This is a genomic window from Blastocatellia bacterium, assembly GCA_035275065.1.
Lineage (GTDB): Bacteria > Acidobacteriota > Blastocatellia > UBA7656 > UBA7656 > DATENM01.
This window is the reverse complement of record DATENM010000064.1, coordinates 60,419-80,469: the sequence shown is the minus strand read 5'-3', so window position 1 is coordinate 80,469 and position 20,051 is coordinate 60,419. Positions and strand designations below refer to the sequence as shown.

11 protein-coding genes are annotated in these 20,051 nt (G+C 62.0%); all 11 read left to right on the top strand.

What is annotated here, in order from left to right:
• Window positions 1–153 precede the first annotated feature (153 nt).
• The 11 genes from VJ464_15150 (at window position 154) to VJ464_15100 (ending at window position 20,036) form a co-directional block, all read left to right on the top strand.
• Entirely contained in the window at window positions 154–3,786 is a 3,633-nt protein-coding gene (locus VJ464_15150; protein ID HKQ06470.1) for a carboxypeptidase regulatory-like domain-containing protein, read from the top strand.
• A gap of 98 nt (window positions 3,787–3,884) precedes the next feature.
• Complete coding sequence (locus VJ464_15145; protein HKQ06469.1) at window positions 3,885–5,543, top strand: tetratricopeptide repeat protein; 1,659 nt, start codon at window positions 3,885–3,887, stop codon at window positions 5,541–5,543.
• Between the two features lie 83 nt (window positions 5,544–5,626).
• Window positions 5,627–6,298 carry a hypothetical protein gene (locus VJ464_15140; protein HKQ06468.1) on the top strand — a complete coding sequence of 224 codons (672 nt, stop codon included), beginning with the start codon at window positions 5,627–5,629 and terminating at the stop codon, window positions 6,296–6,298.
• Window positions 6,299–6,483: 185 nt separating this feature from the next.
• Window positions 6,484–9,282, top strand: coding sequence for a glycoside hydrolase family 2 TIM barrel-domain containing protein (locus VJ464_15135; GenBank protein HKQ06467.1), 2,799 nt, complete (start codon window positions 6,484–6,486; stop codon window positions 9,280–9,282).
• Window positions 9,283–9,312: 30 nt separating this feature from the next.
• Window positions 9,313–11,370: an alpha-L-arabinofuranosidase C-terminal domain-containing protein gene (locus VJ464_15130; protein HKQ06466.1), complete on the top strand. Its 2,058-nt coding sequence runs from the start codon at window positions 9,313–9,315 to the stop codon at window positions 11,368–11,370.
• Between the two features lie 77 nt (window positions 11,371–11,447).
• On the top strand, window positions 11,448–13,061 hold the full coding sequence (locus VJ464_15125) for a family 43 glycosylhydrolase (protein ID HKQ06465.1): 1,614 nt from the start codon (window positions 11,448–11,450) through the stop codon (window positions 13,059–13,061).
• Window positions 13,062–13,114: 53 nt separating this feature from the next.
• Entirely contained in the window at window positions 13,115–14,263 is a 1,149-nt protein-coding gene (locus VJ464_15120) for an aldose epimerase family protein (protein ID HKQ06464.1), read from the top strand.
• Between the two features lie 89 nt (window positions 14,264–14,352).
• A complete protein-coding gene (locus VJ464_15115; GenBank protein HKQ06463.1) occupies window positions 14,353–16,146 on the top strand; it encodes a glycoside hydrolase family 9 protein in 1,794 nt (597 codons plus the stop codon).
• Window positions 16,147–16,188: 42 nt separating this feature from the next.
• Window positions 16,189–17,151, top strand: coding sequence for a nucleoside hydrolase (locus tag VJ464_15110; protein ID HKQ06462.1), 963 nt, complete (start codon window positions 16,189–16,191; stop codon window positions 17,149–17,151).
• A 130-nt stretch (window positions 17,152–17,281) separates the two neighbouring features.
• A complete protein-coding gene (locus VJ464_15105) occupies window positions 17,282–19,084 on the top strand; it encodes a protein kinase (protein ID HKQ06461.1) in 1,803 nt (600 codons plus the stop codon).
• A 10-nt stretch (window positions 19,085–19,094) separates the two neighbouring features.
• Window positions 19,095–20,036: a diacylglycerol kinase family protein gene (locus tag VJ464_15100; protein ID HKQ06460.1), complete on the top strand. Its 942-nt coding sequence runs from the start codon at window positions 19,095–19,097 to the stop codon at window positions 20,034–20,036.
• The last annotated feature ends 15 nt before the right edge of the window (window positions 20,037–20,051 follow it).

Genomic DNA, 20,051 nt, shown 5'->3' with positions numbered 1-20,051 from the left:
CTAAACTTTTCCCGCCGGCATGGGTCGGTGCCATTTTCGGCCCGTTCCGGCAATTCGCAACCGCTCTAGAAAAGCGCGTGGGCGCTCAGCCTCTCGCGGCCATTTCGCCGTGATGCGCTGAACGTGACTCGCTTCGAGAATTGGGAGACCCAGATGAAAGCAAGAACTACGATTTGGCTGATCCTGCTGACAATCTGGTTGGCCTGTGCCGGTGCCGCTTTCGCGCAAACCGACCGCGGCAACATCACCGGCACCGTAACCGACCCGAGCGGCGCCGTCGTCAGCGGCGCGAAAATCACCGCCACCAACCTGGACACCAACGAGGTGCGCGAAACGACTACCACAGACGAAGGCAACTTCACGCTCACGGAATTGAAGGCCGGCCCGTGGAAGCTCAACATCGAGGCTCAGGGCTTCAAGACCACCGCGATTGAAAAGGTGCAGGTCGCCGTCCAGGTGACGCGCACCGTTGACATCAAGCTCGAAGCCGGCGCCATCGGCGAAACCGTCAACGTGACGTCCGAGCCGCCGGTCATCCAGGCCGACACGGTCGTGCGCCAGAGCAACGTCACCGAGCGGCAAGTGAAAGAGCTGCCGCTGGCGGTCTCTGCCGAATCCGGCGGGCGCACGCCGCTGGCGTTTATCTTTTTGGACAGCAATGTCACCGCCGCTTCGGGGACGACGGGCCGCGGCACGGACGCCTCGAACTTCCGCGTCAGCGGCGGCCAGGGGCTCGGCACGGAGATTCTGATTGACGGCGCTTCGACGCGCCGCGCCCAGAACGGCACCTTCTTTTCAGAAGTCGCCCCCGGCCCGAATGCTTTTCAAGAGTTCACGGTCTCGACCAGCAGCTACTCGGCAGAGTTCGGCAGCTCGTCAGGCGGCATCGTCAACTTCACGATCAAGAGTGGCGGCAACGAGTTTCATGGCGAAGCCTATGAGCTGTTTCGCAACGAGAACCTGAACGCCAACAGCTTCGTCAATAACTTCTTCGGCAACCCGCGGCCCATAGACAGCCAGCACGATTTCGGCGGCAACATCGGCGGGCCGGTGTGGATTCCGAAGATTTACAATGGCCGCAACCGCACCTTCTTCTTCTTCAACTATGAAGGCTATCGCTTCACCCAGTCCGAGACGGTGACGGTCAGCGTGCCGACGCTCAAGATGCGCTCGGGCGATTTTTCGGAGCTGCTTACGGACCCGGACGTCTTGCACCAGTTCGGCCACGGCGTGCAGATTTACGACCCGACGCAGCCGCCGAACACGCGCGCGGCTATCCCAGGCAACCGCCTCGACCTTTACAAGAACGGCTCGCTGATTGACCCCGTGGGGCTCGGCATCCTGAAGCATTTCCCCGAGCCGACGCGGTCCGGCGTCTATCACAACTACACGGCGGAAAGCAGCATACCGACCGACATGGACAACTACATCGGCAAGATCGATCAGGTGATCAGTGACCGCCAGCGTTTGTCTGTGAGCTTCTCGAAACGCGACCTGGCTTCGATCAAGGGGGGCTTCCCGCGCTTCCCGATTCCGTTCGTCGTTGACGGCGTCTGGGATCAGACCTTCGGGAGCGATTACCTGCGCGCCCAGCATGACTTTACGCTGTCGCCGACCTTGCTCAATCACTTCAACTTCGGCTTCAACCGCGTCGCCGTGCTCAACCGCAACTTCACGGAAGGCTTCAGCCCGAGCGCCGAGCTGGGTCTCAACCCGAATGCCTCGCAAGACGCCGCCTTCCCGCGCACAGGGTTTCCCGGTTACGGCGACCCTGTGACCTCGGGCGACATTCGCGCTTATCAAAACATTGGCTCGACCTTCTTCAGTGACAACCAGACCGATAAGGAGTGGGAGATTTCGGACTTCGTCACCTGGGTGAAGGGCCGCCACACCTTCAAGTTCGGCGGTGACGCGCGCTGGACGCGATTCCACATTCATCAGTTGATCGATCCGGGAACCTCGACCAACTATCGCCACGACCAGACGGCCGCGGACTTCGACCCCGAAGGCGGCTGGCCGATTGCCAGCTTGATCACCGGCGCGACCGAGTTCTCCTTCGTCAACTTCCGCTCGATTGATCCGGGCTGGCGTTACTTCTATCCTTCGGTGTTCGTCAACGACGACTTCAAGCTGACGCCGCGGCTGACGCTCAACCTCGGGCTGCGCTACGAGATTCCTTACCCGCGCACTGAACAGGAAGATCGTTTTCGCGGCTTCGACCCGAACGTCATCAACCCTGCGGTCAATCGTCCGGGCGCGATTGTCGGGGCCGGCGGGCAGAGCGGTTTGCAGGCCGAGCATAAAGGGCTGGTCGCGACCGACTACTCGAACATCTCGCCGCGCATCGGCATTGCCTACTCGCTGAATCAGAAGACGGTCGTGCGTGGCGGCTTCGGCCTCTACTTCTCGCCGCTGCTGTATGGCTTCAACGGCTCGAACACGATCCTCGAAGGCACGCTCGGCTACTCGACCGGCGCGCTCTACACGCCGAACGGTCGTCAATCAACGGTCTTCCTGCGCAACTATCCGAACAAACCGGCGGTTGATCCGAACGGCCAGTTCATCGGCGCAGACAACATCGATTTCTTCGACCCGAACTTCAAGACGGGCCGCACGGCGCAGTGGAGCGTAGACATTCAGCGCGAGCTGCCGTTCAAGTTCGCCGTCTCGGTCGGCTACATCGGCCACAAGGGCGACCGCTTGAAATCGAACTTCGCGCGCCTGAACGCCGTGCCGCTCGACGCGCTGAAGCTCGGCTTCCCGCTGCTCAACAAACCGCTCGCCGATGTGACGAACGCCGAACGGCAGTACGCCGCCAGCGTCGGCGTGCCGCTGCCGTCGAGCCCGAATGCGGTTTTTGCCGGGTTTAATGGCAGCGTCGCCCAATCGCTCAAGCCGTTCCCGCAGTATGGGCGTATTAACAACCTGCTCGAAAGCAAAGGCGAGAGCTGGTACAACGCTTTACAGATCAAGCTGGATCGGCGCTTTTCGAGCGGCATTCAGTTCGGTCTTTCTTACACGTGGTCGAAGCTGCTGACGAACGCCGCCGAAGACCTCTTCGGCGCGTCGCCGATTGGCGGTGTCTTGCAGAACCCGTTCGACATCGAGTCGTTGAAGACCGTGTCGCCGAACAACCCGAAGCACGTTGTCGTCTTCAACTACATCATTGAGCTGCCGTTCGGCAAAGGCAAACGCTACCTGAACGAAGGCGGCGTAGTTGACCGGCTGGTCGGCGGCTGGCAGATCGGCGGCATTCAGCGCTATCAGTCGGGCTTGCCGCTGGTCGTCTACACGACGGGCAACCGCAACTTCCTCGACCTCGTCGGCTACGAAGGCAACCTGCGTTTGAATCTGACTGGCGCATCGTTGTTGAGCCCGCCGTTGACGAACAATCTCGGCGTGCGCTATCAGGTGCTGAACCCCCTGGCCTTCAGCGCGCCGCCGAATTATCAAGCGCCGCCGACGAATAACGTCAGCGACCCGGCCTACCGCGCCTACTACGCCAACCCGCAGGCGTTCTTCGGCACGGCTTCGCCGGTGATTGACGATGTCCATGTGCTGCCATTCAAGAGCGAGAACTTCAACATCCTGAAGAAGACGCGCATCACCGAGACCAAGTCTTTCGAGCTGGGCGCGGAATTCTTCAACCTCTTCAACCGGCATCGCTACTTCCAACCGAGCGGCGATTTCAACAACTCCTTCCAGTTCGGCGTCTCCGACGTTATCGGCGACAATAACGTTTACGGGCCGCGCACCATTCAACTGCGATTCAGGTTCCTGTTCTAACCTGAATCGCACCGGGGCGGGCGGCGCGGCGGGCTCATCGAGCTTTGCCGCGCCGCCCATTCTGTCTTAACATCTTGATTGACCCACACGACGCACTTATGACACGCCGGCTGTACAATTCAATTTGCGTGATGCGCGCCAGTGTAATCTTGCTCACCTTGTGCCTGTGCCCCGCGGCTTTTTCATTCCCTCAGAATCGGGCGTCAGCGAATCACATCGCCAATCGCAATGACGGCGCGGCGGCACGCGTCGCCGAAGGCGTCGCGGCGCTCGAACGCGGCGATGTGGCGGCAGCGAAAGCGGCATTCACCGCAGCCCTGACGCTCAACCCAAAAGAGCCGACCGCGCATGCTTATCTCGGCATTCTCGCCGACCGCGACGGCGACCTGAAGGAAGCCGAGAAACATTTCGCCGCCGCCGTCGCGGCAGATTCGCAATCGGCGGCGGCGCATAACAACTATGGCACGATCCTTCTGAAGACGGGCCGCGCCGAACAGGCCGCCGCCGAATTTGAATCGTCCCTGAAGCTGAACGCGCAGCAGCCGAGCGCGCTTGCGAACCTCGCGCAGATTCGCTTTGCGCGCGGCACGCCCGAAAGCTTGCGCCAGGCGCGTGAGCTGTTCGCCCGGGCTCAGGCGCTCGCGCCCGATGCCGAGGTCGCCCGCGCCCTGGTGGTCGTCGCGTTGCGACTCAACGATAAGCCGGCAGCCGCCGCGAGCTATCATGATTATGCGGCACGACTCGGACAAGCGCCGGTTAGTGTGACGGCAGCGACGGCGCGCGGCGAGCTGGGAAGCGCGCTGTTGCAGGCCGGCCTGTTCAACGAGGCCGCCGCGGAACTGAGCGCCGCCGTGACCAGCGAGCCGGCCAATGCGCAGATGATCCTGCAACTGGCGCGCGCCCATCTGGCGCGCAAAGACGTGCCGGCGGCGGGCCGCGCGCTCGAAGGGGCGGTGGCGCGCGGTCTGCAAGCGGCGGAGATTTATGCGGCGCTCGCCGAAGTCTACGAAGCGAGCGGCCACGTCGAGAACGCCATCCCGGCCATGCGGCTGGCCATCGAGCGCGACCCGAAAAACGAAGATTACCGCTTTCGCTACGCGATGCTGTTGACGGACACCAAGGTTCCGGCGGCGGCGATCATTCGCTTGCAAGAAGCCTTGAAGGTCTTTCCCGATTCGGTGAAGTTATGGTTCGCGCTCGGCGTCGCGCAGTCGGCGAGCAACCAGACCGCCGAAGCGATGCAGGCGCTTGAGCATGCGCTCAAGCTCGATCCCCGATGCGCGCCGGCGCTCGCCTATCTCGGCGTCACACTGGCGACGCAGGGCAGCTACACGGAAGCCGTCGAGTACTATGAGAAGTCGCTGGCGATCAACGACCGCACTGCCGTCGTGCATTACCTGGCCGCCGACGCCATCTTGAATCAGACGGCGGCGGACACGGCCAGAGCCGAGGTGCACCTGACGCGGGCGCTTGAGCTTGACCCGACGCTCGCGGCGGCACGGCTGGCGCGGGCCAAGATTTATATGCGCGGCAACCGCTTTGCGGAAGCGGCAATAGAGCTTGAGCAGGTGGTCGCCGCCGAGCCGACGCTTGCCGCCGCGCATTATCAGCTCGGTCGCGCCTACACGCGCCTGAGGCGCAAGGCGGAAGCCGACGCCGAGCTTGAGAAGTTCAAAGCGTTGAGCGATTCGGAAAAAGAGCAGGCGCAGAACCAGCAGCGTGACATCATCCGCCGCCTCGCCAACGTGCGATTCTAGGTTCATGTGGCGCAATCTGTTAGATTGCGCGAGCCGGTGCGCAATCTAACCGCATTGCGCCACATCATCAACCAGGGGGCATCATGTCGAAACTTCTTACACTCATTCTCTCAATGCTACTCATCTGCCTATCGTTCGTCGCCGCATTCGCCCAGCAGCCGCAGGCGATGGCGGCCGACGAGTGGAGCGATAGTTTTAATGGCGAGGCGCTCGACCCGGCGAAGTGGGAGCGCTTCAGCTTTGAAGGCGGCAGCGGCGGCAAGCTCAAAGTCGAAAGCGGCGAATTGCGCATGCGCGGCATGAGCGGCTCGCGCGCCGGCGTGCGCAGCAAGACGACGTGGACCAGTGACCGCTTCATCTTTGAAGCGACGCTCGCCAAAGTCCAGGCGGCGCTGCCCGAACCGGGCCAGCCCGGCGCGCCCATCGGTAACGCCATCCTCTGCGTCTTGTTTGATGGCTCGGGCCGCAACCGCATCGAGTGGATTCTGTCGAGCGAAGGCACCTTCGAGGCATGGTCAATTGTTGATGGCCGCGGCGAACGGCTCGACAGTCATAACCTGGCGACCAAAGAAAAGAAGCCGACGCTGGCCATCGTCCGGCGCGGCGACGAATTCCTCTTTGTGCTGAACGGCCAGGTCGGCTTGACGAAGACGATCAAGAACCTGCCGCGCGCTTTCACGGTGATGCTATACGGTTACGGGTCGTCGGAAAACGACTGGGATTCGGTGCGCGTCGTGACGCCGAAACAGGGATGATAACCAGGATGAGTGAAACAGCGATGAAGAGAAATAGGCCGGGCATGGGCATTAACGAATTAAGGACAGACAAGCACAGAGACGCCGAGGCGCGGAGACACAGGGCGCGCTCCGTGCTTCCTCTGTGCCTCTGTGTCTCCGTGTTTAATCATCGCCGAATCCGCGCGACATTCTATGAAGTGACGATGCTGTTGATCGCGCTGTTGCTGTTCACGCTGAATGCCGGCGCGCAGACAAAGCTGGAGCGCGACTGGCAGTTTCTCACTGATAAGGCAGGCACGCTCAAAGTCGGCGACCTTGCCGGCGCGCAGGGCTGGCGCAATGTCCGCGTCGGGCTGTCGTGGAATGCGCAATTCGATGACCTGCGCGATTACATGGGGGTTGCCTGGTATCGCACGCGTTTGGATGTGCCGCAACTTGAAAAAGGCAAGCGCGCTCTGCTGCATTTCGGCGCGGTTGATTATCTGAGCGAGGTCTTCGTCAACGGCAAATCTGTCGGCACGCACGAAGGCGGCTACACGCCATTCGTCTTTGACATCTCGGACGCGGTGAAGCCGGGCGCGAATGATCTGGTGGTGCGCGTCATCGATCCGCCGATGGACGAGAAAGAGAACCGCGCGCGTTTTCCTGAGATGATGTACAACGAGATTCCGCACGGCAAGCAGAACTGGTACGTGCAGACCGGCGGCATCTGGCAGTCCGTGTGGCTCGACATCAAGCCGATGCTTTTTATCGAGCGCATCCACGTCACCGCGCGCCTCAACGGCGAAGTCGAGGTGGAAGCATTGCTTTCGGTGGGCAAGGGCATTGATACGATGTTCAACCGGGGATTGAAAGTCACCGTGCGCGACCCTGCGGGCAACATCGCCTTTACTCAAACCCTGCGCGCCCGCGATGTCGGGCCGCATCGTCTCACGGGCCGCGTCAACGCGCCCCAACTCTGGGGTCCTGATAGCCCTACGCTCTACTCGGTTGAAGTCACGCTCGACGGCGACGTGCCCGATAGTTTCCGCGACCGCTTCGGCTTTCGCACCTTTGAAGCGCGCGACGGCAAGCTCTACCTCAACGGCGAGCCGTTTTACATGGTCGCCGCGCTCGACCAGGACTTTTACCCCGAAGGCATCTACACGCCGCCATCGGAAGCCTTCGTGCGCGACATGATGCTTAAGGCCCGGCGGCTCGGCTTGAACCTGCTGCGCTGCCACATCAAAGTCCCCGACCCGGTTTACCTGAAAGTTGCCGATGAAGTCGGCATGCTCGTCTGGTACGAAATCCCTTCGTGGGCGGACTTCAATTACTACACGCCGAAGGCGGCGGAGCGCGGCGAGCGGACGTTTGCCGAGATGGTCGAGCGCGATTGGAATCACCCTTCAATCGTCATTCAAAGCGTCATCAACGAATCGTGGGGCGCCGACTTGAAACAAGAGAACCAGCGGCGCTGGCTGCGCGCCGCTTACGAGCGCGCCAAGCAAATGACCGCGCCGCTCGGACGCTTGATCGTTGACAATAGCGCCTGCTGCGATAACTTTCACCTCAAAAGCGACCTCGATGATTTTCATCAGTACTATTCGATTCCCGACAACTCTGACCGCTGGGACAAGTGGGTGGCGGATTTCGCCTCGCGTCCGAAGTGGTCGTTCAGCCAGCACAATGACGCCGAGCGCACAGGGCGCGAGCCGCTGATTGTTTCAGAGTTCGGCAACTGGGGCCTGCCGCGTTTGCCGAAACAACTGCCGTGGTGGTTCCCGCGCGATTTCGGCGGGCGCGCTGTCACCCGGCCCGCCGGCCTCTTTGACCGCTTCACTGAATTCAAGTTCGACCGCCTCTACACGGACTTCAACGCGCTCGCGGAAGAGAGCCAGTGGCACCAGTTCACCTCGCTCAAGCACGAGATCGAAGAGATGCGCCGTTACAGCGCGATTCAAGGCTACGTCATCACCGAGTTCACCGACATCAACTGGGAGGTGAACGGCTTGATGGATATGTGGCGCAACCCGAAAGCCTATGCCGCGGAGCTGGCGAAGATTCAACAGCCCGACGTGATTCTGGCACGCTTTGCGAAGCTCAACTATGTCAGCGGCGAGCGCGCGCAGGTGGAACTGCTACTCTCGCATTACAGCAACAAAGACCTGACCGGCGCGGCGTGGAGATTGTCATCACCGACTCGTGGTGATTGGGTGGAAATACACCAGCCGATCAAGAGCGGCAGCGTTGAAAGCCTTCAGATCGCGCAAGACTCTCTTGCCCTTACTTATGTCGCGCCAACCGTTGATCGCCCGCGCCGCGAGCGGCTCACCTTCGAAGTGCGCGGGCGCGACGGCGCGATGATCGCCGAAAACAGCTACGACCTTTTTATCTACCCCAAAGCCATGCCCGCGAAGAAAGCGGCGGTGATTTTCTATGACCCGATGGGCAGCCAGCCCGCGTTGCATCGCGCGCTGACTGCCGCCGGTTATCCGTTTGTCAGCGACGCCAGCGCCAATAAATCGGCGGTGATGGTGGCGACGAAGCTCGATGACACGGTGAGAAAACATCTTGAATCGGGCGGTCGCGCGATCATCCTGGCCGGCGCGAAAGACGCTTTGCCGGCGAATGCTTCGTTGAAGGTGACACCGCGCGCCGGCTCTGACCTTGACGGCAACTGGGTGACGAATTTCAACTGGATTAACCCGAACGCCGCGCCCTTCAACGATGTTGCTTTCTCAAAGATTCTTGGCTTTGAGGCGACCGCGACGATTCCGCAGTTCATCATTCAAGGCGTCGGCGGCGCGGATTACGGCGATGTGCTGTCGGGCATCTTTTACGGCTGGCTGAATAACAACGCGGCGCTCGCCGTGCAGGCGCAAATGGGTAGCGGCAAAGTCTTCGTGACCACTTATCGCTTCAACGAATATGGCAGCGACCCATACGCGACGCGCTTGCTTGACGCGATCATCCGTTATGCGGGCGGGCCGCAGTTTGCGCCGAAGCTGCGGCTGCAATAGCCGGCGCGGCATCCGGTCAAAGCAATCAGCATGCGAACACCTTCACTCAACCGCTCACCGGCGCGACCGCGCGCTTCGCGTCACTTCATCCGCTTCGTTGTGCAATGCCTGTTGCTCTGCATGTGGATGGCACCGCTTGCGGTGCCGGCGCAGACTAAGCCACCGCTCACGGCGACCCTTTCGATCAACGCCGCCAAAGTCGAAGGGCCGATCAGCCCGGCGCTCTACGGCCAGTTCATGGAGTTCATGTTCCAGGGCGTCAAAGAGGGCGTCACTGCCGAGCTGATTCGCAACCGCAGCTTTGAAGAGCCGGCGAATGCTATCGGCCTGTCGCGTTACTGGGAGCGTTACCCCGACGACCGCGACGACGATTACGCGCTCAATTTTCAGTGGGACAGCGCCAACGCCTATCCGGTCAAAGTCGCCGGGGCGGGCGAGGCGGCGGAACATGCGCTGCGCGTGGATGTGGATCGCGGCGTCATCGAGTCGCACGGCCTCTTTCAGAGCCGCATCCCTGTGCGCGAAGGGATCGTCTATAGCGGCTATGTGTGGATCAAAGCCGAGACCTTTGATGGCAGCATCACGGCGGCGCTCGAATCCGACGTGCTGGGCGGCGAGCGCTACGCGGCGGCAGAGATTGCTAACATTGCGGGCGACTGGCGACGCTATGACTTTACGCTCAAGGCGATGAAGAGTGATCCCCTGGCGCGGCTGGCGATTCTCATCAACGGCAAAGGCCGCCTGTGGCTCGATCAAGTGTCGCTCGTGCCCGGCGATGCGGTTGGCGGTGTGCGCGCAGACGTTCTGGCAAAGGTCAAGGCGCTGCGGCCTGCTTTCGTGCGCTGGCCCGGCGGCAATGTCGCGCAGGATTATCACTGGCAGTGGGGCATAGGGCCGCGCGACGAGCGCAAGACCTGGGTCAATCTATCGTGGAAGAACGAGCCGGAGCCGAGCGACTTCGGCACCGACGAATTCATTCAGTTCTGCCGCAACATCAATGCCGAGCCTTCGATCACGGTCAACGTCGAAGGCAACGCCGCTACCGTCGAAGAGGCCGCCGCGTGGGTCGAATACTGCAACGGCCCTGCGACCTCGAAGTATGGCGCGATGCGCGCCCGCAACGGTCACCCGCAGCCTTACGGCGTCAAGCTCTGGGAAGTCGGCAACGAAATCTGGGGAAGCTGGGTGCGCGGACATTCGAACGCCAAGACCTACGGCAAGAACTTTAATCGTTATGCCGCGGCCATGCGCGCCGTTGACCCGACGATTAAGCTGATCGCCGTCGGCGACAACGACATGAAATGGAATCGCACGGTCTTGAAGCTCGCCGGCCAGGGCATCGATTACCTGGCGATTCATCATTATTATGGCCGAAACGAGATGGCCGGCGACACGCTCAATCTGATGGCGCGCCCGCTTTTTTATGAGCGGTTCTATGCGCAAGTCGCCGACCTGATCCGCGAGCTTGTGCCGGGCCGAGACATACGACTGGCCATCAACGAGTGGGGGCTCGATCTGGTCGAGCGCCAGCAGTATTCGATGCTCTCGGCGCTTTACGGGGCGCGATTGATGAACGTCTTTGAGCGCACGAACGGATTGGTAGCGATGAGCGCCGTGTCCGACCTGGTCAACGGCTGGCCGGGCGGCATCATCCAGGCGAGCCGCCACGCGGTCTTCGTATCGCCGGTTTATCACGCTAACGCGCTCTACGCCAATCGCCTCGGCGGCGAGCGTTTGCGCGCGACGATTGACGGCCCGATGTTTGACAGCAGCCGCGAAGGCAAAGGCGTGCCTTACCTCGACGCCGTTGTCAGCCGAACGGCGGACGCGCGGCAGATCATCATCAAAGCCGTGAACACACACCAGACGAAACCGATCAGCATGAAGGTCAACTTGGCCGGCGCGCAGACAAACGGCAGCGCCGAAGTCTGGACGCTTGCGGCAAACTCGCTCAGCGACGCGAACGGCCTTTCGACGCCCGATGCCGTAACCGTCAAGCGTTCGATGGCGCAAGCCGCGCCGGGCTTCGACGTGCTGTTGCCCGAGCATTCGGTCACGGTCATCACCCTCACGCTTAAAGACGAATGATGTGGCGCAATCTGTTAGATTGCGCTTTGGCTCGCGCAATCTAACAGATTGCGCCACAGGGGACGAGCGATTTGGAAATGAAAAACCTGCGATTCTCCTTCAGAACCGGCAGCCGTGCGATGAGCCTGCTGATCGCCATCACGGCGACGTTTTGCGCCGCGACCGCTATGGCGCAGCCGCGCGCCACCTACACCAACCCGGTGATGGCCGGCGATTATCCCGACCCTTCGATCATTCGCGTCGGCAATGATTACTGGGCGACGGCGACGACTTCGCACTGGGCGCCGCTGTTTCCCATCCTGCATTCACGCGATCTGGTCAACTGGCAGACGGTCGGCGCGGCCATGCAGAAGCGTCCCGACTGGTCGGACGGCAATTACTGGGCGCCGGAGATATCGTTCTACCGTGGCCGATATTACATTTACTACACCGGCCACAAAAAGGGCGGCTCGCTCTGTGTCGCGGTGATGACCGCGATGAATCCGCGCGGGCCTTACACCGATCACGGCCCGCTCATCTGCCAGGATGCCGGCTCGATTGACGCGATGGCCATCACCGACGAGAACGGCGCGCGCTTCCTGGTCTGGAAAGAAGACGGCAACAGCCGCAACCAGCCGACGCCCATCTGGGCGCAGCGGCTTTCAAGCGATGGCACGCGGCTCGTCGGCGAGCGCAAAGAGTTGATTCGCAACACCACGGCGTGGGAGAGCAATCTGGTTGAAGGGCCGTTCATCCTGCGACGTGGCGGCTATTTTTATCTCTTCTATTCCGGCAACGCCTGTTGCGGCCGCGGCTGCAATTACGCGCTCGGCGTGGCGCGGTCACACAGGCTTCTCGGCCCCTGGGAGAAGAACCCGGCGAATCCGATTCTCAAAGGCAACGACCATTGGAAATGTCCCGGCCACGGCAGCATCGTGAGCGACACGCGAGGCCGCGACTTCCTGATGTATCACGCCTATCACCCGAAAGATTTTGTTTACGCCGGACGCCAGGCGCTGCTCGACGAGGTGCGGTGGGGGAGCGACGGCTGGCCGACGATCAACGATGGCCGGGGGCCGAGCGCCCGCGCCGCTTCGCCTTTCGGCAGCCCTGAGCGCAATGCCGAATACACGGTCGTTGATGAATTCGCCGCGCCGCGCCTGCAACCCGGCTGGCAGTGGCCGCAGAACAACGAGCCGCTGAAGCGCCTGCAAGCCGGGCGGCTGGTTCTCGCGCCGACTGCGCCGCACGCCGAAGACATGCTCGGCGCGGTCGTGGCGCGGGCGACGACCAGCGGCGATTATGAAGCGACGACGGCCATTGATATGAGCGAGTTGGAGCCGGGAGCGATGGCGGGGCTTGCGGCTTACGGCGATGAGGAGAACGCGCTGGGCATCGCCTTAGGCGGCGGCAAAGTGATCGTGTGGCGGCGCGAGAAGGGAAAGCAGCAGACGCTTGCGACCAGGGACGTGCCGCGCGGGCTGCTCGTTTATTTGCGGATGACAGCCAGAGGCGGCGACCATTTCCACTTCGCCGTGGGCCGCGACCTGAATAACTGGACTGAAGTCGGCGAACAGTTGAATGGCGAATACTTGCCGCCGTGGGACAGGGCCGTGCGGGTGGCGCTGACGGCTGGCGGCGCACGCGGCGCGGCTGCTAAATTCGACTGGTTCCGTATCGTGCCGCGGCGCACGGTGAGCGGCAGCCGTTGAGGTATCTTACAAACGGACTTTTATTTAACGAAGCCAAAGGAGAGAGAACCATCATGACGCGGACCTTGAGCTTATGCATGGCCGTGACCCTGGCCGTCGCCGCGCTGGCGGCGGGCGCTCACGCCAAGGAGAACAAGCAGAAGATGAAGACGGAAAAACAAGCATTCGGCAAACTGCCCGACGGCACGGCGGTTGACCTCTACACGCTGACCAACGCCAACGGCATTGAAATGAAAGTCATGACTTATGGCGGCATCGTCATCTCGTTGAAGACCCCCGACCGCAACGGCCAGCTCGGCGACATCGTGCTCGGTTACGATAACCTGCAAGGCTATCTCGACCAGTCGCCATACTTCGGCGCGCTGATCGGGCGCTATGGCAACCGCATTGGCAACGCCCGCTTCACGCTTAACGGCAAAACCTATCAACTGCCGAAGAACAACGGCGAGAACACCCTGCACGGCGGCATCAAGGGATTTGATAAGGTGGTCTGGGCGGCGCGGCCCTTGACGGTCAAAGGCGGCTCGGCGCTCGAATTGACCTACACGAGCAAGGACGGCGAAGAAGGCTTCCCCGGCACGCTGTCTGTGCGCGTCGTCTACACGCTGAATAACCGCAACGAGTGGCGGATCGATTACAGCGCCACGACCGACAAAGACACTGTCGTCAACCTGACACAGCACTCTTACTTCAACCTCGCGGCGGGCAGCGCGGCCAACAATCTCGGGCACGAAGTCTATCTCAACGCCGACCGTTTTACGCCCGTGGATCAGGGCTTGATTCCGACCGGCGAGCTGCGCGCCGTCAAAGGCACGCCGATGGACTTCACCCGTCCGATGACCATCGGCGCGCGCATCGATGCCGACGACGAGCAGTTGAAGTTCGCCGGCGGTTACGATCACAACTGGGTGCTGAACCGGGCGGGCCGCGGGCTACAGCTTGCGGCGCGTGTGCATGAGCCGACGAGCGGGCGCGTGCTGGAAGTCTCGACCACCGAGCCGGGCATTCAGTTTTATGCCGGCAATTTCCTGGATGGCACGATCACCGGCAAAGGCGGCAAGGTCTACGTCCGTCGTTATGGCTTCTGCCTGGAGACGCAGCACTTCCCCGACTCACCGAACAAGCCGAGCTTCCCGACGACCGTGCTCAAGCCCGGCCAGCGCTACGCGACGACGACCGTGTATAAGTTCTCGGCGAAGTAGCCATCTCATCTCCGCGCTTAGCCCGGCTTGAACATGCAATGAGCCTTAGTCGCAAAGGCACGAAGATACGAAGAATCATAAGCTGCTTTGTGATTCTTCGTATCTTCGTGCCTTATTCGTTCGCCGCCGGCCTTGATGCGTCAGCCTTCATTCGCATCAACCAGATGGGCTACGGCGTGACGGACGCAAAGATCGCGGTGGCGATGGCCGCCGCGCCGCTCGCAGGGCCATTCACTGCCGTAGATGCCGCGACGCATCAGGTGGCGTTCAAGGGAACGAGCCGACCGCTAACGGGCCGCTGGGGAGCATTCAATCATTTTGTCGAGCTGGATTTTTCGGCGTTGCGCAAGCCGGGCCGTTACTTCTTGCAAGTCGGCGCGGCGCAATCGCCGGCCTTCAGCATCGCCGCCGACCTCTACGCCGAACTGCCCGGCCAGTTGCTAGAGTTCATGCGCCAGCAGCGCTGCGGCTATAACCCCTGGCTCGATACCGTCTGTCACCCCTTTGATGGCCGCGCGGCGTTCGGCCCATTGCCCGCCGGCACCTATCTCAACGCTACAGGCGGCTGGCATGACGCCGGCGACATGCTCAAGTACTTGCTTACGGCAAGCAACGCCACGGCGCAGATGCTGCTGGCTTATCGCCTACGGCAAGAGTCACGGCCCGGCAAAAGTAAGAGCCGCGCGCCGCGCTTCGACGACCGTTTCAATGAGCGCGGGCAGGCGGGCGCAAATGGCATCCCCGACATTTTGGACGAGGCGCGCTGGGGACTCGACTGGATGCTCAAGCTGCACCCGGCGAGCGATCAGCTTTACCACCAGGTCGCCGACGACCGCGACCACATCGGCTGGCGATTGCCGCAAGCCGAAACGGCCAACTATGGCTGGGGGCCGGGCGGCTATCGCGTCGTCTACTTCGCGGACGGCAAGCCGCAAGGGCTGGCGAAGTACCAGAGCGAATCAACAGGCATCGCCAACCTCGCGGGTCGCTACGCGGCAGCGATGGCGTTGGGGTATCAGGTCTGGCGCAACGACGCGCGCCTGAGCCCTTATGCCAGCCGTCTGCTGCGCGCCGGCATCGAAGTCTATGCGCTCGGCAAAGCTCGCGAAGGCGTGCAGCAGGGCAACTCGTATCTGGCGCCTTACCGCTACGAGGAGACCACCTGGGCCGACGACATGGAATGGGGCGGCGCGGAAATGTATCGCGCCACAGGCGACCGGCAATACCTGAGCGATGCAAAGCGTTATGCCGATCTCGCGGCTGCCGAATCCTGGATGGGACAGGAGCAGACACGGCACTATCAGTATTATCCGTTCATGAACATCGGTCACTTCCGGCTCTACGCGCTGGCAGATGGGCCGCTGCGCAAGCGGCTGGCCGGCTATTACCGTGAAGGCATCGCGCGCTGCCTGAGCGCCGCCGAGGAGAATCCTTATCAAGTCGGCGTGCCGTTCATCTGGTGCTCGAATAATCTCGCGGTCGCGCTCGCCACTCAGTGTCTGCTCTATGAGCGGATGACCGGCGACGCAAGCAGCCGCGTCTTTGCGAGCAAGCAGCGCGATTGGTTGCTGGGCCGCAACCCGTGGGGCGTTTCGATGTTTACCGAAATCCCTGCCGGCGGCGTCTACCCGAAAGATGTTCACCTGATAACGACTTCGCTGCTCAAACGCCCGGTGCGCGGCGGACTGGTAGACGGGCCGGTCTATCGCCGAATCTTCCAGAGCCTGCGCGGCGTCAGCATCACCGAGCCTGATCCCTTTGCGGCATTTCAAGACGAGCGGGCGGTCTATCATGACGACATAAAGGATTATTCAACCAACGAGCCGACGATGGACGGCACCGCCTCGGCGATCTTGCTATGGGCATTGTGGGCAGCGATGTGACGTTCAGCCTGCCGCTAGAGTGCGAAGGAGGAGGAAACAGAAATGATCGGTCGAAAGCGATGGCTCTATGCCCTGGCCTGCCTTTGTCTCGTCTTATGCCCGGTCAGCGGCCCGGCGCAGACTACTAAAGCGAAGATCATCCTCGACACGGATATCGGCGATGACATTGACGACGCCTGGGCGATGGGCTTTGTCATCTCGTACGCGGGCTTTGCGCCGCTCGGCATCACGGTCACGCACGGCAACACCCCGGCGCGGGCAAAGATTGCCTGCAAGCTGCTGCGCGTCACGCGCCGCGATGACATCCCGGTCTTCGTCGGGCGACAGACGAACGATAAGGTCTTCCCGCAATACTCGTGGGCCGAAGATTTCATGGCGAAACGACCGGAGAAGAAATCTGCCGCCGACTTCATCGTCGAAACCGTCAAACGTTACCCCGGCGAAGTGACGCTGCTGGCCGTCGGCCCTTTGCAGAACATCGCCGACGCCCTGCGCAAAGAGCCGAACCTGGGCCGTTACGTCAAGCGCGTCGTCCTGATGAGCGGCTGCGTCTATGGCACCTCGTACAGTCCCGGCAAGCCCATCCGCGAATGGAACGTCTATCAAGCGACCGCCGACGCGCAACTGGTCTACGGCGCGGGACTGCCGCTGACTATCGTGCCACTCGATTCGACGACACATGTCCAGTTGAGCGACGCCGAGCGCCAGCGCATCGCGGACTATCATTCGCCGCTCACCTACGCGCTCGAATGTTTGTACCGCCTCTGGCTCAGCGGCCCGCAGCAGCGCATGACGCTGCACGATCAGCTTGCCGTCGCCGAGACTGCGAGTCCCGCCGCCTTCTTCGGCAAGCAAGAGAGCCTGCCGCTGGTCGTTGACGATGAGGGCTACACGCGCATAGACCGCGAGCGCGGCAAGCCGGTCACGGTCTGCCTGGAGCCCAGGCGTGATGCGTTTATGAAGTATTACCTGGACGAGCTGACCGGCCAGCGGCTGGGACAGTAGCCGCAGGTTGAAGTGACGTGCGTGGTGGTCTGACGGTCGCCGCTGCTGTTATGATTTGAGTAAGGACGGTGTGTGCGATCTTTCCGGGCGTATTGTGGGCTGCCAAAAATTATCTAACGAGTAACGAATCATGAGACTCTGTTACGATTGCGGCTCGCCGATCCCGGCCTCAAGCGACCAGTGCCCGCGTTGCGGCCCGAAAAAGGATGAGCCTGCCGACCCGCTCGTTGGCGCAATCTTCACCGATAAGTACGAGATTGAAGCGAAGCTCGGAACCGGCGGCATGTGCGACGTCTATCGCGCCCGCCACATCCGTATCGGCAAAGCCGTCGCCATCAAAATCCTGCGCCCGGAGTTTGCCGCCGACCCGAAAATCGCCGAACGCTTCGAGGGCGAGGCGCGCGCCGCCAGCCTGGTGCGTCACCCGAATGCCATCAACATCATGGATTACGGCGTCGCCGGCCGCACGCCCTTTCTGGTCATGGAACTGGTCGAAGGCGCGACCGTGCGCGAGCTGTTGAAGCGTCACGGCGCGATGTCGGTCGAACGTGTCGCCGGCATCGTCAGCCAGGCCTGCGGGGCGCTCGAATCGGCCCATTCGGTCGGCGTCATTCATCGCGACATCAAGCCTGAAAATATTATCATCAGCGAATACGACGGCAGGGACTGGGTCGAGGTGGTTGACTTTGGCATCGCCAAGATTCAAGAAGATGTCAGCCGCCGCGCGGCGCTTACGGGCGCTAACCTGATCATCGGCACGCCGCGTTATATGTCGCCCGAACAGGCCGAAGAGCAGACGGTTGACGCGCGCAGCGACATCTATTCGTTCGGCATCGTCGTGTACGAAATGCTTGCCGGCACGCCGCCGTTTTCGGGCGCGACGGCGACGCGCTTGCTGATCGCCCATGTGGTCGAGCCGCCGCCGCCGCTCCTGTCGCAGCGCCCGGACATTCAGCCCGCGGTCGCGGCGGTCGTGATGCGCGCGCTTGAGAAAGACCCGGCGCGGCGGCAACAGAGCGCTGCCGAGTTCGCCCGCGAATTCGCGGAAGCCGTCGCCTCGGTCAGCGCGCCGGCCCTTCAGGCTACACAAACCAGCGCCTCCGGTCGCCTCAACGCGCCGCTTTCGGAAGTCGAGCTTGCGAACGCGGGCAATAGCGCGACGTTGCCCCTGGCGGAAGAAGACGAAGAAACGATTGTGCGGCGCAACGCTTCAAAGGCGGCCCGCGCGGCCCGCCCGGCTGCCGCAAAGCCAACCGCGCCGCGCGATAACCGCAAGCGTGTGCCGGTCGCTTTAATCGCCGGGCTGGCCGCCGTAGTGATCGTCGGGATGCTTGTGGTCTACTTTACGACTCGCAAGAACGCGCCGAATCAGCCGGCGGGCCAGGTGTTGCCGGCGGGCCAGCCGTCGAATGACCGCGCGGCAGCGAGCAATGCCAACGCCGGTGCGGCTTCACACACAGGCGCGCCGCCGCCTGCCGAACCGGCGCATGCCACCGCGACCAGCCCGCCGCCGACTTCTGATGCCGAGACTCAACCCACCGCGCCGGCAGACGGCGGCAAAGCGGTCAATCAAGTGCGCGACGCGGTCAGCCGTTGGAACGCGTCGCTCGAAGCGCGCAATCTCAACGCCCACATGTCTTACTACGCGCCACGCCTGCACACCTACTTCTTAAAGGACAATGTAGACCGCAATGCGGCGCGCGCCGAAGTGGCCGACACGCTCGCCAGATATGCAAAGCTCAAGATTCGCACCAGCCCGCTGGCCATCAGCGTTGATCCGTCGGGCAATCATGCGGTGGTGACCTTTGAGAAGAACTGGGACTTTCAAGGCAAACAGCCGTGGTCGGGCGCGGCGGTCGAGCGCGTGTGGCTCGACCGCCAGGATGGCCGCTGGCGCATCACCGGCGTGCGTGACTTGAAACAGCTTCGCTGAAGTCGCAGGGATGACTATGCTCATTGCTGAAGAGGTTCGGCAACAGACCGAAATGGAGGTCATCGTCAACGCCGGCTCAGGCACGGACGACAAAGATGGCGTGCAGCAAAAGCTCTCCGAGTTGTTCGCGGCAGCCGGCGTCGGGGCGCGCATTCGCGTAGCAAACAGCGGCGATGAGTTAATGAGGCTGGCGAAGCAGTCGGCGCAAGGCAGCGCGCAAACCATTGTCGCCGGTGGCGGCGATGGCACCGTGAGCGCGGTGGCGGCTCTGCTTGCCGGAACCGACAAGACGCTCGGCGTTTTGCCGCTCGGCACGCTGAATCATTTCGCTAAAGACATGCGCATCCCTCTCGACATCGCCGAAGCGGTGCGCAACCTGGCCACGGGCCGCCCCGTCCAGGTAGATGTCGGCGAAGTCAACGGCCACGTCTTCATCAACAATTCGAGCCTCGGCATCTATCCGAAGCTCGTGCGCGAGCGCGAGCGCAAGCAGCGGCAGGGCATGAGCAAGTGGCCGGCTTTTCTCATCGCCTTGATTACCGTGCTGCGCCGTTACCCGCTGGTCGGCGTTCGCCTGGTGGCCGACGATCAGGAGCTCATTCGCCGTACGCCGTTCGTCTTCGTCGGCAATAACGAGTACGAAACGTCGAGCTTCAAGATGGGCGGGCGCAGTTGTTTGGACGCGGGACGGCTGAGCGTTTACACCGCGCCGGTAAGGGGGCGCTTCGAGCTGCTCGCGTTATTCATCAAAGCGTTCCTTGGTCTGATCAGCGACCGCGACAACTTTGACTATCTCTGTACATCCGAGGTCTGGGTCGAAACGCGGCGGCGGCGTATGCGTATCGCGCTTGATGGCGAAGTCCTGCGCTTGCGCACGCCGCTACATTTTCGCGTCCGACCGGGCGCTTTGCGCGTCCTCGTTCCTGAAGAAAAAGAGAACGCCGGCGCGTGAGCGGGGAGAGCAACA